13 protein-coding genes and 1 riboswitch are annotated in these 15,536 nt (G+C 49.3%); all 13 genes read left to right on the top strand.

What is annotated here, in order from left to right:
* The first annotated feature begins 52 nt into the window (after window positions 1-52).
* The 13 genes from EKN16_RS19790 to purD all read left to right on the top strand — a co-directional run bounded on the left by EKN16_RS19790 (window position 53) and on the right by purD (window position 15,396).
* Window positions 53-631, top strand: a complete 579-nt coding sequence (locus EKN16_RS19790; protein WP_125661114.1) for a hypothetical protein — start codon at window positions 53-55, stop codon at window positions 629-631.
* Window positions 632-820: 189 nt separating this feature from the next.
* A riboswitch (purine riboswitch) is annotated at window positions 821-921 on the top strand.
* 356 nt (window positions 922-1,277) lie between these two features.
* Complete coding sequence (gene purE, locus EKN16_RS19785; protein ID WP_125661110.1) at window positions 1,278-1,763, top strand: 5-(carboxyamino)imidazole ribonucleotide mutase; 486 nt, start codon at window positions 1,278-1,280, stop codon at window positions 1,761-1,763.
* Window positions 1,760-3,097, top strand: a complete 1,338-nt coding sequence (purK, locus tag EKN16_RS19780; protein WP_232015865.1) for a 5-(carboxyamino)imidazole ribonucleotide synthase — start codon at window positions 1,760-1,762, stop codon at window positions 3,095-3,097. Before purE ends, purK begins: the two co-directional genes overlap by 4 nt.
* A 5-nt stretch (window positions 3,098-3,102) precedes the next feature.
* A complete protein-coding gene (gene purB / locus EKN16_RS19775; protein WP_125661107.1) occupies window positions 3,103-4,398 on the top strand; it encodes an adenylosuccinate lyase in 1,296 nt (431 codons plus the stop codon).
* A 37-nt stretch (window positions 4,399-4,435) separates the two neighbouring features.
* The gene (locus EKN16_RS19770) at window positions 4,436-5,326 is read left to right on the top strand and encodes a phosphoribosylaminoimidazolesuccinocarboxamide synthase (protein ID WP_125661105.1); all 891 of its coding nucleotides are present in this window, start codon (window positions 4,436-4,438) and stop codon (window positions 5,324-5,326) included.
* 784 nt (window positions 5,327-6,110) lie between these two features.
* Window positions 6,111-6,353, top strand: coding sequence for a phosphoribosylformylglycinamidine synthase subunit PurS (purS, locus tag EKN16_RS19765; RefSeq protein WP_125661102.1), 243 nt, complete (start codon window positions 6,111-6,113; stop codon window positions 6,351-6,353).
* Window positions 6,354-6,356: 3 nt separating this feature from the next.
* Entirely contained in the window at window positions 6,357-7,055 is a 699-nt protein-coding gene (purQ, locus tag EKN16_RS19760) for a phosphoribosylformylglycinamidine synthase subunit PurQ (protein ID WP_125661099.1), read from the top strand.
* Window positions 7,033-9,276 (top strand): phosphoribosylformylglycinamidine synthase subunit PurL, encoded by a 2,244-nt coding sequence (gene purL, locus EKN16_RS19755; RefSeq protein ID WP_125661096.1) that lies wholly within the window; start codon window positions 7,033-7,035, stop codon window positions 9,274-9,276. The genes purQ and purL overlap by 23 nt, the downstream gene beginning before the upstream one ends.
* Window positions 9,261-10,739 carry an amidophosphoribosyltransferase gene (purF, locus tag EKN16_RS19750; protein ID WP_125661093.1) on the top strand — a complete coding sequence of 493 codons (1,479 nt, stop codon included), beginning with the start codon at window positions 9,261-9,263 and terminating at the stop codon, window positions 10,737-10,739. The genes purL and purF overlap by 16 nt, the downstream gene beginning before the upstream one ends.
* 118 nt (window positions 10,740-10,857) lie before the next feature.
* On the top strand, window positions 10,858-11,901 hold the full coding sequence (gene purM / locus EKN16_RS19745; protein WP_125661090.1) for a phosphoribosylformylglycinamidine cyclo-ligase: 1,044 nt from the start codon (window positions 10,858-10,860) through the stop codon (window positions 11,899-11,901).
* A complete protein-coding gene (gene purN / locus EKN16_RS19740; protein WP_125661088.1) occupies window positions 11,901-12,515 on the top strand; it encodes a phosphoribosylglycinamide formyltransferase in 615 nt (204 codons plus the stop codon). Before purM ends, purN begins: the two co-directional genes overlap by 1 nt.
* A gap of 34 nt (window positions 12,516-12,549) precedes the next feature.
* Window positions 12,550-14,097, top strand: a complete 1,548-nt coding sequence (gene purH, locus EKN16_RS19735; RefSeq protein WP_125661085.1) for a bifunctional phosphoribosylaminoimidazolecarboxamide formyltransferase/IMP cyclohydrolase — start codon at window positions 12,550-12,552, stop codon at window positions 14,095-14,097.
* 33 nt (window positions 14,098-14,130) lie between these two features.
* Entirely contained in the window at window positions 14,131-15,396 is a 1,266-nt protein-coding gene (gene purD, locus EKN16_RS19730) for a phosphoribosylamine--glycine ligase (protein WP_125661082.1), read from the top strand.
* Window positions 15,397-15,536: the final 140 nt, after the last annotated feature.

Here is a 15,536-nt window from a genome sequence, read left to right as displayed (position 1 = left end):
CGCCCGTTTATACTGGAGGAAATCTTTAACAACCTAAAAGGAAGTGTGTGATATGCCACGATGGATCCAAGCCGTAAGAAAATATCCTTTGACCGCACTACTTCGGGTGTTCTTAACAGTGCTTATGATAATGACTACACTCGCGCTTTTTGTCACACTTACGAATTCATGGTCCAAAGTGTTAACACAATGGCCGAATCTAGGTACCGTAAGAAGAATGAAGGAGATCGGGACGCTTATCTCGAAGCCAGCTGAATTCGGTCTCTATGCAGCGATGGGTTACTGGGTTCTGCGAGAGCTGATGATTGTGCTTAAAGGAAAGCCAAGTGTTGTGTTCCCACTATTAAGAAGCGTGATGCTATTCCTGAAACGCAATCATACCTTCATTGGCTGGTTTATCCTCCTTGTCGCAGTCAGCCATGGAGCGTTCTTTCTATTTGCCGCAAAACATAGCTTGAAGGATCTCATTACAGGGTTGGGTGCATTAACGGGACTTGTGATCGTTTCTGTAATTGGAATGGTCTTCGCTTCAAGGAAGCAGAAGAAGGTCACTACCACTTCTCAGCGTAAGTGGCATTTCTCCGCTGCAATCCTGTTTGTCGTATTATTTCTCATCCATCTTTACTTATAAATCCTGTATTGCCGGAAGGTGGTTAACTCTTTTGGCAGTAAAAATCCAGCTGACTCGAAAAGAGCGATCGTTGTCTATGGAAAATACGCTAAAGACGAACTTTAATCGTTGGTTGTAGATTAATGTTCGTGTTTTTGCGTTGACATTCTGACGGAGGATTGATAAACTAAAGGTAGTTGAGAAGTGTTTGATTTAGACTAATTTATCCCTCGTATATACTCAGGAATAAGGCCTGAGAGTATCTACCCGGAACCATTAATTTTCGGACTACGAGCCTATGATACGAAGAAACAGGTTGTCGCCATCATGGGGCAGCCTGATGTTGTCTTTACCGTACAGGAACTGACCCGCTGTGAGACGTGAACTTCTCCAGTAGTCATCCCTTTTTTGTTACCGGTCAAGCAAGCTATTCTTTGTTAAGGCTTTCTATGTCCCGAAGCATTCCACGATTGGAAACGGTGCTGAGGGGCTTTTTTGCTTGATTAGGGGAGAAAAATGTTGTTTTTTGTCAGGCTGAGCTCTTAAATTATAAGAGCTGTTATGCCATCCTATGTGAAGCAGATCTATTCAACTGGTTAACAGTGACGATTCATGCGCAAAGTAAGCTGTAATCGTGATATCTACTATAAAAGGTGGTTTTAATCGCATGTCTGCTAAAGTAGGCGTTATCATGGGCAGCAAATCAGATTGGGAAACAATGAAGCTAGCCTGTGACGTGCTGGAAGAGCTGCAAATTCCTTATGAGAAGAAAGTCGTTTCGGCGCATCGAACGCCGGATTTGATGTTTGAATACGCGGAATCTGCCGCATCCCGTGGACTAAAGGTCATTATAGCGGGAGCAGGCGGAGCTGCACATTTACCCGGCATGGTCGCTGCAAAGACGATATTGCCGGTAATTGGCGTTCCCGTGAAGTCCTCGAATTTGAATGGACTGGATTCACTGCTTTCCATTGTTCAGATGCCAGGCGGCATCCCCGTTGCAACAGTAGCCATTGGCAATGCCGGCGGTACGAACGCTGGATTGCTCGCTGGTCAGATTCTGGGAGCCTTTGATCCCGAGATTCAAGCTCGCGTGCAGGCACGGCGAGATCGTGTGCAGCAAGAAGTGCTAGAAAGCAGCGATACCCTATGAGTGAAGCAGAGAAGCAGGGAGGCGGACTCGTTTCACTTACGAGCTGGCTGAAGAGTGATCCTATGGGCACCTGTGGTGTAGATGGCTGCGAAATTGAGGTTGGCGAGGCTGCTGAATCGGCAGCTAAGAGTGAATCCAGCAGGGTTGATGGTATTGATCATAAAGGTCAAGCCGCTGCCAAATCTGCGAAGGTTATACTGCCAGGCTCGACAATTGGAATCTTGGGCGGCGGACAGCTTGGCCGAATGATGGCTAATGCCGGAAGTGCTATGGGTTACCGTTTCATCGCGCTTGATCCGACACCGGATGCTCCTTGCGGCCAAGTGGCCGAGCAAATTATCGCGAATTATGACGATCGCGATGCTGCCCATGAGCTTGCGAAGCGCGCCGATGTCATCACGTATGAATTCGAGAACGTTGATGCGGGCGTTGCTGCCATGCTGATGGAAGAATCCTATGTGCCGCAAGGAAGTGAGCTGCTTTATACGACGCAGCATCGTTTGCGGGAGAAACGCGCAATTGAAGCAGCGGGCGTAAAGGTTGCACCTTACTGTGAGGTCGGCAACGTAGACGAGCTTCGTGCAGGTGTTGCTCAGTTCGGTCTTCCATGCGTATTGAAGACGGCGACTGGAGGCTATGATGGCAAGGGTCAATGGGTCATCCGAGATGAAGCTGAGATTGATGAAGCTTTCGAGACGTTGAACCGTGCAGGTACAGAGCTTGTGCTTGAACAGTTTATCCGATTCGAGAAAGAATTATCTGTTATAGCAGCTAGAAGCCCGCAAGGCGAGATTCGAACATTCCCGGCAGCGGAGAATATTCATATCGACAATATTCTGCATCTATCTATCGTCCCTGCAAGGGTGGATGAGACCGTTCAGCGGGAAGCAGAACGCCTAGCTGCACGGATAGCTGAAGGACTTGGGGCTGTCGGTCTTATCGCGGTGGAATTATTCCTCACAGCAGATGGAGAACTATTCGTCAATGAGCTGGCGCCACGACCGCATAACAGCGGCCATTATACGATGGAAGCATGCCGCACGTCGCAATTCGAGCAGCATGTACGGGCAGTTTGCGGCCTGCCGCTTGGTGACACTGCACTACTGACACCTGTCGTAATGGTGAATGTGCTCGGTGAGCATGTAGAACCGCTGCTTGAGCGGATGGCTGTTATTGATGAAGCGGCGGACCGTTTGGGCGTTGCCCCGAAGGTACATTTATATGGGAAGCATGAAGCAAAACATAAACGGAAGATGGGTCATGTGAACGTGCTTGCTGCGCAAGTAGATGATGCACTGGCTTGGATTACCGAAACCAATATTTGGAGGGCTTAAAACTCATGTTAGAACGCTACAGCAGACCGGAAATGAGAGCAATATGGACCGAAGAGAATAAATTCAAGGCATGGCTTGAAGTCGAGCTTTGTGCATGTGAGGCATGGGTAGAGCTAGGCGCTATTCCACGTGAGGATGTCGAGGCGCTTCGTCGTAACGCAAGCTTTGACATTGACCGCATTAACGAAATTGAACTGGAAACTCGTCATGACGTTATTGCTTTTACTCGTGCGGTATCGGAGTCAGTTGGTCCTGAGCGTAAATGGGTTCACTACGGTCTTACTTCGACGGACGTTGTCGATACGGCAATGGGTTATATCCTTCGTCAAGCCAATGAAATTCTAGAGCGCGACATCACGAACTTCATTGATATTCTGCGCGGCCAAGCCGTGACTTATAAAGATACAGCCATGATGGGTCGTACGCATGGTGTTCATGCGCAGCCGACTACTTTCGGACTTAAGCTTGCACTTTGGTACGAGGAAATGAAACGTAACCTAGAGCGTTTCCGCCATGCCGCAAACGGCGTTCAGTTCGGTAAAATGTCCGGAGCAGTAGGTACTTACGCTGACATCGATCCATTCATCGAAGAATTCACATGCCGCAAGCTCGGCATTTCACCAGCACCGATCTCGACGCAGACGCTTCAGCGCGATCGTCATGCTGAATATATGGCAACACTCGCTTTAGTTGCTTCATCACTTGATAAATTCGCTACCGAAATCCGCGCCCTTCAAAAGAGTGAATTCCGTGAAGTGGAAGAGCCTTTCGCCAAAGGTCAAAAGGGTTCATCGGCTATGCCACATAAACGCAATCCAATCGGCTGCGAGAACATCTCTGGTCTATCCCGCGTAATTCGTGGTCACATGATCACCGCTTACGAGAACGTGCCATTGTGGCATGAGCGCGATATTAGCCACTCTTCCGTAGAACGTATTATTTTACCAGATGCAACGATGCTGCTTAACTACATGCTGAATCGTCTGGGTAATATCATCAAGAACCTGCAAGTGTTCCCTGAGAATATGAAACGCAACATGCAGCGCACTTATGGCGTTCCGTTCTCTGGACGCGTCCTGACGAAGCTGATCGACAAAGGCTTCAGCCGTGAGCAAGCCTATGACACCGTTCAACCACGTGCGATGCAAGCTTGGGAAGAACAGCGCCAATTCCGCGATATTATTGAATCTACACCAGAGATCACAGCTGTTCTCTCCGCTGAAGAAATTGAAGATTGCTTCAATCCAACCTGGCATCTGAAGCATGTGGATACGATTTTCAAACGTCTTGAATTGATCTAATTTGATCTAATTGTTGAGCGGAAGGGGAGCAAGTGCAATGACTACACAAGCGTTGTCCACGGCTGTGGACTATATCAAAGCACCTTTGCTATATAAAGGTAAAGTACGTGAGCTGTATGATCTAGGCGAGCATTACCTGATCGTTGTAACGGATCGAATTAGTGCATTCGATTATGTGCTCGATCCGGCTGTACCGGAGAAGGGCAATGTACTCAATCGATTGTCAGCCTTCTGGTTCGAACAGACGGCAGCTATTATAGAGAACCATATCGTGCATACCGATGTAGAGAAGCTGGGTGATCTTGTTACTGAGCCTGGGCTGCTGAAGAATCGGATCATGGTTTCCAAGAAAGCAGAGCGTATTGATATCGAATGTGTCGTTCGGGGCTATATCACTGGCGGCGGTTGGAGACAATATGTGAAAACATCGGCAATTAACGGAATCGAGCTTCGGGCTGGTCTTCGCAAGAATGAGCGGTTTGATCAACCGTTGTTCACGCCAGCAGCCAAGAATGATGTCGGTCACGACGAAGATATCCCATTCGAGAAGATGCAGGAGATGGTTGGCTCGGAGCTCGCTATAGAACTCCGTGACCAAAGCATCAAGCTCTATGAATTTGCTCGCAGCTTCTGCGAAGAACGCGGCATCATACTAGCTGATTGCAAATTCGAATTCGGACTTATCGACGGCAAAGTCATCCTGATCGATGAAATCTTCACCCCAGATTCATCACGCTTCTGGGCCAAAGAGAACTATGCGCTCGACATCGAGATTGACAGCATGGACAAAGAGCCGGTTCGTACCTATCTGCTTGGTTCCGACTGGGACCAAAACAGCAAACCGGCTCCATTACCTACAGCGGTGGTAGAAGAAACAACCCGCCGCTACCTGGACATCTACAAAGTCTTAACCGGCCAAGCTCTCTAAGCGCGCCAAGCGCCATGCTCTCGAACTAGCGCCAAGCGCAACGCTCTCGATCCTAGCGCGAAGCGCAACACTCTCGAACTAGCGCGAAGCGCAACACTCTCGAACTAGCGCGAAGCGCAACGCTCTCGAACTAGCGCGAAACGCAACGCTCTCGAACTAGCGCAAAGCGCAACGCTCTCGAACTAGCGCGAAGCGCAATGCTCTCGAACTAGCACGAAGCGCAATGCTCTCGAACTAGCGCGAAGCGCAATGCTCTCGAACTAGCACGAAGCGCAATGCTCTCGAACTAGCGCGAAGCGCAATGCTCTCGAACTAGCGCAAAGCGCAACGCTCTCGATCCTAGCGCCGCAAGCGCCCGAACTTATAAATTTGAATAAGCGCAGAAGGTATAGCGCTAACAGAAAACGCTGAAAGCGGGAATCACTTCCGCCTTTGACCTTTTGCTCTTTATCGTGAAGTTACTACTATAACCCGCGGGACAAGCAAAGATGTCTCGCACTTCCATAACCGCGTGCGGCGAATAGCGGGCTAAGCGCCCGTTGCTCCCTAGCGCATCTTGCAAGAGAGAAATGGTTTCAGGAAAATGTGTGGAGCAAAAAAGCGGGATACCCGCCGGAGAACGAAGTGATCGCCTTTGAACCCGGGAATCCACCGTAAGAGTGGAATCAAGATTCCGGGGTTCAACAGCGACGGAGGCGGGTACTCCCAGCGTTTTGCGCAACCCCCATTTTCCGCCCCACCATCTGCGCGAAACAAAGATAATTTTCCAGGAGGCGACCCACCCATGAAAGCAACAGTCTACGTAACAATCAAGCAGAACGTACTCGATCCACAAGGCAGCGCCGTACAAGGCGCCCTTCACTCCATGGGCTTTGACGAAGTTGGCAAAGTACGTATCGGCAAATATCTCGAGCTCGATTTGAACACAACAGACCGCGCGGAAGCGGAAGCACGCCTGAAGGCTATGTGCGAGAAGCTGCTGGCTAACACGGTTATCGAAGACTACCGTTTTGAATTGGAGGGTTAAACGATGAAGTTCGCGGTAATCGTTTTTCCAGCGTCGAACTGTGACATAGATTGCTACAAAGCGGTCGAAGACACAATTGGCCAAGAAGTCGACTATGTGTGGCATACGGCAACGGATCTTTCCGCGTATGACGCCATTCTTATACCGGGCGGTTTCTCTTACGGGGATTACCTGCGCTGCGGCGCAATTGCACAGTTTGCTCCCGTCATGAATGAAATTGTCAAAGCAGCTGAAGCCGGTAAGTTCGTGCTTGGCATTTGCAACGGATTTCAAATTTTGACAGAAGCACGCCTCCTGCCTGGAGCGCTTCTTCGTAACAACGGCATGAAATTCCGCTGTCATCAAGTACAGCTGGAAGTAGTTAACAACAAAACGCCATTCACTAGTCAGTATGCACCAGGCGAACTTATCAACATCCCTATCGCTCACGGCGAAGGAAACTACTACTGCGACGATGCAACGCTAGCGCAGCTTAAAGCAAATAACCAAATTGTGTTCCGTTATGCTACTAATGAAAGCAACCCAAATGGTTCGCTTGAGAATATCGCAGGCGTTAGTAATGAGCGTGGCAATGTGGTCGGCATGATGCCGCATCCAGAGCGCGCAATTGATCAGCTGCTTGGCTCGGAAGACGGCAAACGGATGTTTACATCGATTTTGAATGCATGGAGGGAACAACATGGCGCAGCAATTAACGGCTAAAGAACCGACAGCGGAACAAATCGCAGAGCAGCGGATTTATACGCAATTCGGTGTTACCGATCACGAATATGAACTCATTTGCGGGTTTCTGGGCCGTAAGCCGAACTATACCGAAATCGGTGTATTCAGCGTTATGTGGTCAGAGCACTGCTCCTATAAGAACTCCAAAAAAATACTCAAGAAGTTCCCGATTACTGGACCAAAGGTGCTTATGGGACCAGGCGAAGGCGCAGGTATCGTCGATATCGGTGACAACCAAGCGGTTGTGTTCAAGATCGAATCACATAACCATCCATCTGCGGTAGAGCCTTACCAAGGCGCGGCGACAGGCGTAGGCGGAATTATCCGTGATATTTTCTCCATGGGTGCTCGTCCGGTAGCTCTGTTGAACAGCTTGCGCTTCGGTAAACTCGAGAATCCGCGTGTGAAATATTTGTTCGAGAATGTCGTTTCAGGTATTGCGGGTTATGGAAACTGTATCGGTATTCCTACCGTTGCAGGGGAAGTTATGTTTGACGAAAGCTACGAAGGCAATCCGCTCGTTAACGCGATGTGTGTGGGCCTTATTGATCATGATAAAATCCAACGCGGTGTAGCCAAAGGTGTTGGCAATCCGGTATTCTACGTCGGACCAGCTACAGGCCGTGATGGGATTCACGGGGCGACCTTCGCATCCGTCGAACTATCCGAAGAATCGGAAGAGAAGCGTACAGCGGTACAGGTTGGCGATCCATTCATGGAGAAGCTGGTTATGGAAGCTACGCTTGAACTTATTGACTCCGGAATCGTAGTCGGGATTCAAGATATGGGCGCAGCAGGTCTTACGTGCTCCAGCGCAGAGATGGCGTCCAAAGCTGGTAACGGCCTTGAGCTCTACCTCGATGAAGTGCCGCAGCGCGAAGAAGGTATGACGCCTTACGAGATGATGCTTTCCGAATCGCAAGAGCGTATGCTCTTCGTCGTTGAGCCGCGTCATGAAGCGCAAGCACAAGAGATTTTTGACCGCTGGGGCATCATCTGTGTGAAAGTCGGTAAAGTAACCGACGATGGCCGTTTGCGTTTGTTCCACCAAGGTGAAGAAGTGGCGGATATGCCGGTAACTGCACTTGTAGATGAGTGCCCGATGTATGACAAGCCATCCCAAGAGCCTGCTTATTATGCAGCTAATGGGGCTATTGATACAACAGCATACCCAGAGGTTACGGATTTGACTGACGCTCTTAAGCAAATTCTGGCGTCACCAACAGTTGCCAGTAAAGAATGGGTATATAACCAATATGACTACATGGTTCGTACGAGCACGGCTGTTCAGCCAGGTTCCGATGCGGCGGTAGTAACTATTCGCGGTACACGCAAAGCATTAGCGATGACAACGGACTGTAATGGCCGTTATGTTTACCTCGACCCAGAGGTTGGCGGACGTATTGCCGTTGCCGAAGCAGCACGTAATATTGTTTGCTCCGGTGCTGAACCGCTCGCGATTACGGATAACCTTAACTTTGGAAGCCCGGAGAAACCGGAAGTGTTCTGGCAGCTTGAGAAGGCGGCAGATGGTATCTCAGATGCTTGCCGTATCCTTGATACGCCTGTTATTGGCGGTAACGTAAGCTTGTACAACGAGAATGCCAAGGGTGCAATTTACCCAACACCGGTAATCGGTATGGTTGGACTTGTACATGACGTAGACCACATTACAACGCAAGGCTTTAAGGCCGAAGGAGATATCATCATTCTTGCCGGCGAAACGAAGAACGAGCTTGGCGGCAGTGAGCTTCAATATGTGCTGAATGGCAAGTCGGAAGGCCGTCCGCCACAGATCGATCTCGCAACGGAGAAAACATTGTTGAACAGCGTTCTTCATGCGATTCAACAAGGACTTGTAGCTTCTGCACATGACTTGTCCGAAGGCGGACTTGCAGTTGCTTTGGCAGAATCAAGCATAAGCGGCAAGCTTGGCGCAGATGTTAATGTCATTACAGAACTTCGCGCAGATGCAGCGTTGTTCAGCGAAACACAATCACGGATCCTGCTTTCGGTTAAACCGGAGCTGGCAACGAAGCTGACAGACTACTTGACAGAGCAAGGCGTACCGAATGCAGAGCTCGGTGTTGTACGAGGCAGCGGATTGACGATTAACATCAATGGTAAACCGGGCGTTCATGCACCGGTTGAGCAGCTTGAGAAGGTCTGGAAGGATGCGATTCCATGTCTGATGAAGTGATGAAGCTGCCACAGCTGTGGACAGGCAGTCATTACAACGAAGGTATTGGTCGAGACGATATATTTGATAAATTACGTGAAGAGTGCGGTGTATTCGGGGTGTTTGGCATCCCGGATGCTGCTTCAATTGGTTATTATGGGCTGCATGCGCTGCAGCATAGGGGCGAAGAAAGCTCCGGTATGTGCGCGGTAGATTCCGTTAAAGGAGCCTTTAACTATCATCGCGGCATGGGCCTTGTTAAGGAAGTCTTCGACCAGAAGACGCTAGAGGGATTGCCAGGTGACCGTGTTATTGGCCACGTTCGGTATTCTACAGCAGGCGAGAGCAAGCTTGCGAATGCACAGCCGCTTATCTTCAAATATCGCGATGGTGACCTCGCTATTGCAACGAACGGCAATATAGTGAATGCACCTTCCATCCGTAAGGAATTGGAGAATCAAGGATCGATTTTCCAAACAACGAGTGATACGGAAGTCATTGCTCATCTAATCGCTCGCTCGAGCAAGGACTTTGTCAGTGCGGCTAAGGATGCGCTGCAGCGTGTGATTGGCGGTTTTGCTTTTCTGATTATGACCAACGATAAGCTGCTAGTTGCATCGGATGAGCATGGGCTGCGTCCACTCGTTATGGGTAAGCTCGACGGCGGTTATGTTTTTGCCTCGGAGACATGTGCCTTGGAGACATGCGGTGCCATCTATGAACGGGATATTCAACCGGGTGAAATGCTTGTTTTAGATAAAGACGGTCTGCATGAGGATCGCTTTGAGAAGCTGGAACGCCGTGCGACATGTGCGATGGAATATATCTATTTTGCAAGGCCAGATAGCGATATTAACGGGATTAACCTTCACTCGGCACGTAAACGTATGGGTCAAAAGCTGGCACTTGAAGCTTTTGTCGATGCAGATATCGTAACAGGTGTACCGGATTCCAGTATTTCCGCTGCAATCGGCTATGCCGAGCAAACGGGTATTCCTTATGAGCTTGGACTCATTAAGAATAAATATACTGGCCGCACGTTCATTCAGCCTTCACAGGAGCTTCGTGAGAAGGGCGTTAAGATGAAGCTCTCGGCCGTTCGTAAAGTAGTTGAAGGTAAACGTGTCGTGATGATCGATGACTCGATCGTGCGTGGAACAACGAGCCTGAGAATCGTGAATTTGCTTCGCGAAGCCGGAGCGACCGAGGTTCATGTACGGATCACATCACCCCCTTTCAAGAACCCTTGTTATTATGGAATTGACACACCGGATCGTAAGGAGCTGATCGCTTCGCAGAAGTCCGTTGAAGAGATTCGGCAGGCGATCAATGCAGATTCGATTTACTTCCTAAGTCATGATGGCTTTATCGAGGCAGTTGGCGGTAACGATGGCGAATACAACCGGGGCATGTGCCTGGCTTGCTTCGACAACGATTACCCGACACCGGTTGATCCAACCTCAGAGAAAAGCTGCAGCTGTTAATTAGGCAGTTAACGCCGTGAATTCTATGCGGCGTTAACGCTTTTGTAGATGAAATTGGATTTTTGCTTAGCCTTTCGGTTGGGTGAAGCCACACAATAACTCTTAAGAGGTGACCCTAGTGGCAGAAGCTTATAAACAAGCCGGCGTTGATATCGCAGCTGGTAATGAAGCGGTCGAACGTATGAAGAAGCACGTAAAGAAAACTTTTCGTCCGGAAGTGTTGACTGAGCTTGGCGGATTCGGTGGATTATTTGGCCTTAATAAAGACAAGTATGATGAGCCCGTTCTTGTTTCCGGTACAGACGGTGTCGGTACGAAGCTGAAGATCGCTTTTGCCATGGATAAGCATGATACCATTGGTATCGATGCGGTTGCTATGTGTGTGAACGATATTATCGTTCAAGGCGCAGAGCCATTATTTTTCCTCGATTATCTGGCTTGCGGCAAAGTTGAGCCAGCCAAAATCGAAGCAATTGTCAAAGGAATCTCAGATGGCTGTATTCAATCCGGCTGCGCACTAATCGGCGGTGAAACGGCTGAGATGCCTGGTATGTATCAAGGCGAAGAATATGATATTGCTGGGTTCACAGTAGGTATCGTAGATAAGAAGAATATTATCGATGGTTCCACAATTGCTCCTGGTGATGTTGTTCTTGGACTTGCTTCAAGCGGCATTCACAGTAACGGCTTCTCTCTTGTTCGCAGATTGCTGCTGGAGCAAGCGGGTTATAGCTTAGATCAAGCACTTCCTGAACTAGAAGGCAAGAAGCTTGGTGATGTTGTCATTGAACCTACTCGCATCTATGTGAAATCCGTACTGGAGCTCATCAAACGGGTAACGGTTAAAGGGATGGCTCATATTACAGGTGGCGGATTCATTGAGAATATCCCACGGGTACTGCCTGAGGGCGTAAATGTGAACGTGGAATACGGCTCATGGCCGATTCAACCGATCTTCAAGCTGATGCAAGAGAAGGGCAGCATTACGAACCGTGATATGTTCACAACGTTTAACATGGGCGTTGGGATGATCGTTGTCGTGCCTGCTGATCAAGCGGAAGAGGCGATTTCAATCGCGCGCGAGCTCGGTGAAGACGTTTATCGAATCGGTAATGTAACGGAAGGCAGCCGCATTGTGACCTTTACGGGAGCGGACGTATAGTGGCTGGTTTACGCATCGCCGTATTCGCATCAGGGCAAGGAACAAACTTCCAAGCGTTGGCGGATGCAGCAAACCAAGGACGGCTCGAGGGCGCAAGCCTCGAGCTTCTTGTTTGTGATAAGCCGGAAGCGCCAGTTGTGGAGCGTGCACGCCTTGCGGGTGTGGAGACCTTCGTATTTCGTCCCAAAGAATATGCTTCTCGCGAAGCTTACGAGAGGGAGATTATCGCTGAGCTGCAGCGGCGCGGCGTTGAACTGATCGTGCTTGCGGGCTATATGCGGATACTTACCCCTGTCATCGTAGAACCGTTCTATGGTCAAATGATTAATGTTCATCCGGCTTTACTTCCTGCTTTCCCGGGGGTTAATGGAATCAAACAAGCGCTCGATTATGGTGTGAAAATAACAGGTGTTACCGTTCATTATGTAGATGGCGGAATGGACACTGGACCCGTAATCGCACAGCGTGCAGTCGCCGTGCAGGATGGCGACACGGAAGCGACGCTGGCAACGCGAATTCACGCGGCGGAGCAAGAACTGCTCCCTTGGGTGGTTCAGCGAATTGCTGCGGGTGCCGTTAAGCTTGCGGGTCGTTTTGTAACAATAAAGGAATAATCGGGTAGGTATAAACTTGTAGGAGGCGTTCATTGTGGCAATTCGTAGAGCATTAATTAGTGTGTCCGACAAAACGGGAATTGTGGAGTTTTCACGGGCACTTGCGGGGTTAGGCGTACAAATTATTTCGACTGGTGGAACTGCGAGCCTGCTTGAGAAGGAAGGCGTTCCGGTTGTTGGTATTTCTGAAGTGACGGGCTTCCCTGAGATTCTAGATGGACGAGTAAAGACACTGCACCCTGCTGTGCATAGCGGTCTTCTTGCTGTTCGTGATGATGAAGAGCACCAGAAAGCAATGACTGAGCTTGGTCTGGATTACATCGATCTTGTAGTCGTGAACCTCTACCCTTTTGCAGCAACAATCGCTAAACCTGATGTATCCTATGAGGATGCAATCGAGAATATCGATATCGGTGGACCGACCATGCTTCGCTCAGCTGCGAAGAACCATGCGTTCGTTACGGTTGTTGTTGACTCAGCTGACTATCAGACCGTTCTAGATGAAGTGAAGGCACAGGGCGATACAACGATTGAAACGCGTAAAGTGCTTGCTGCAAAAGTATTCCGTCACACTGGCGCTTATGATGCGCTAATTGGGGACTACCTATCCAAGCTTCAAGGTAATCCACTTCCAGAGAGCTACACGGTAACTTACGAGAAGGTTCAGGATCTTCGTTACGGAGAGAATCCGCATCAGAAGGCAGCGTTCTACCGTAAGCCACTTGCAGCACCCGGCAATATTACGACTGCAGAGCAGCTGCACGGCAAAGAGCTTTCCTACAACAACATCAATGACGCGAACGCTGCGCTTGCTATAGTGAAGGAATTCAATGAGCCTGCTGTTGTAGCGGTGAAGCATATGAACCCATGCGGCGTTGGGATCGGCAAGGATATTCACGAGGCTTATCAAAAGGCGTATTCCGCTGATCCAACCTCTATCTTCGGAGGAATCGTTGCAGCTAACCGGACGATTGGCTTAGAGACTGCACAATTGCTCGGAGAGATTTTTCTAGAGATCATCATTGCACCGGACTTTACTCCTGAAGCACTCGATGTGCTGACGAAGAAGAAGAATATCCGTCTGATGAAGCTCGGCGAGCTGCAAGCAGCTGGAGAGCGTAAGCCGGAATGGCTCCTAACGAGTGTGGACGGCGGTATGGTTGTCCAAGAGAGCGACGTACACAGCTTGACGGAAGACGATATCCAAGTGGTAACGGACCGTAAACCAACCGCTGAAGAGCTGAAGCAATTGTTGTTCGGCTGGAAGGTTGTTAAGCATGTGAAGTCGAACGCTATTCTTCTGGCTTCCGATAATATGACGGTCGGTGTTGGCGCAGGTCAAATGAACCGTGTAGGCGCGGCTCGTATTGCTATTGAGCAAGCGGGTGAGAAAGCAGTAGGCTCTGTGCTAGCTTCTGATGCATTCTTCCCGATGGGAGATACACTTGAGATTGCTGCCAAAGCTGGTATTACAGCCGTTATTCAGCCAGGTGGTTCCATTAAGGATGCAGAATCCATCGCGGTAGCCAATGCCAATAATATCGCAATGGTGCTGACGGGCGTACGTCATTTTAAACATTAATTTTCTTAAATCGTTACAATGGGAGGGTTTCCTTTGCGAGTAATGGTCATCGGCGGCGGCGGACGAGAGCATGCGATCGTCTGGGCGCTTAACAATAGCGAGAAGGTAAAGAAAATCTACTGCGCGCCAGGTAACGCAGGAATAGCGGAGCTTGCCGAAATTGCACCGATTCCGGTTAACAAGTTCGCGGATCTCATTCAATTCGCCATCGATCATTCGGTTGATCTTGTGGTAGTCGGACCGGATGATCCGCTTGCAGAAGGCATTGTGGATGCGTTCGAGGAGCAGAACATTCCGATCTATGGCCCACGCAAGAATGCGGCAGAGATTGAAGGCAGTAAGATCTTCATGAAGAATCTGCTGAAGAAGTACAATATCATTACGGCAAAATACGAGACGTTCACTGATCATGAATCGGCACTCGCTTACCTTCGTGAACAATCGGTTCCGATTGTTATCAAAGCGGATGGACTTGCGGCTGGTAAAGGTGTAACCGTGGCCTACTCCATGGAAGAAGCGGAGCAAGCGCTTCATGACATGATGGTTGGTAAAGTCTTCGGTGAATCTGGCGGCCGTGTCGTTATCGAGGAATTCCTTGAAGGACAAGAAATGTCGATTCTAGCTTTCGTTGACGGGGAAACCGTTCGTGCGATGGTTCCTGCTCAGGATCATAAACCGATCTTCGACAATGATAAAGGCCCGAATACAGGTGGAATGGGTACCTATACACCACTTCCGCATATCGATCCCGCAATCGTGGAAGAGGCGATTGAGACAATCATTAAGCCAACAGCTAAAGCGATGGTCAGTGAAGGTCGTCCATTCCGAGGCGTTCTCTTCGCAGGTCTTATGATTACAAAAGACGGTCCAAAGACGATCGAATTCAATGCGCGTATGGGCGATCCAGAGACGCAGGTCGTACTGCCGCGTTTGAAGACAGACCTTCTTGATATTATTCTAGCATCGATTAATGGTCGTTTGGATCAGCTTGATATTGAGTGGAACGATGAAGCTGCGGTATGTGTAATTGCCGCTTCTGAAGGTTATCCAGGCAATTATCCAAAAGGCCATGTCATTGAAGGCTTGGATGCTGCCAAAGCACAGGGCGCACTTGTGTTCCACGCAGGTACCGCTGAGAAAGACGGCAGCCTTGTAACGAACGGCGGGCGTGTGCTCGGCATCGTCGGCCGCGGCCGAGATCTTGCAGAAGCACGCGCTCGTGCATACGAAGCGGTGTCGGTTATCCACTTCGAAGGCATGCAGGTTCGTACAGATATTGCTGCGAAGGCGCTTAAGTAACAAGTAGAATATTGCATCTAAAATGCTGGTAGTACCTGTGAAGGTGCTGCCAGCATTTTTGTATTCATTATCGAAATGTCGATAGTGGGAGATCGACTTAATTCAATTTAAATCACATAGAAATTGCTTTCGATTAAGTG

Source organism: Paenibacillus baekrokdamisoli, from assembly GCF_003945345.1.
GTDB classification, from domain to species: Bacteria; Bacillota; Bacilli; order Paenibacillales; family Paenibacillaceae; genus Paenibacillus_Z; species Paenibacillus_Z baekrokdamisoli.
The sequence above is the reverse complement of the archived record's forward strand: the minus strand, read 5'-3'. Positions and strand labels throughout refer to the sequence as shown.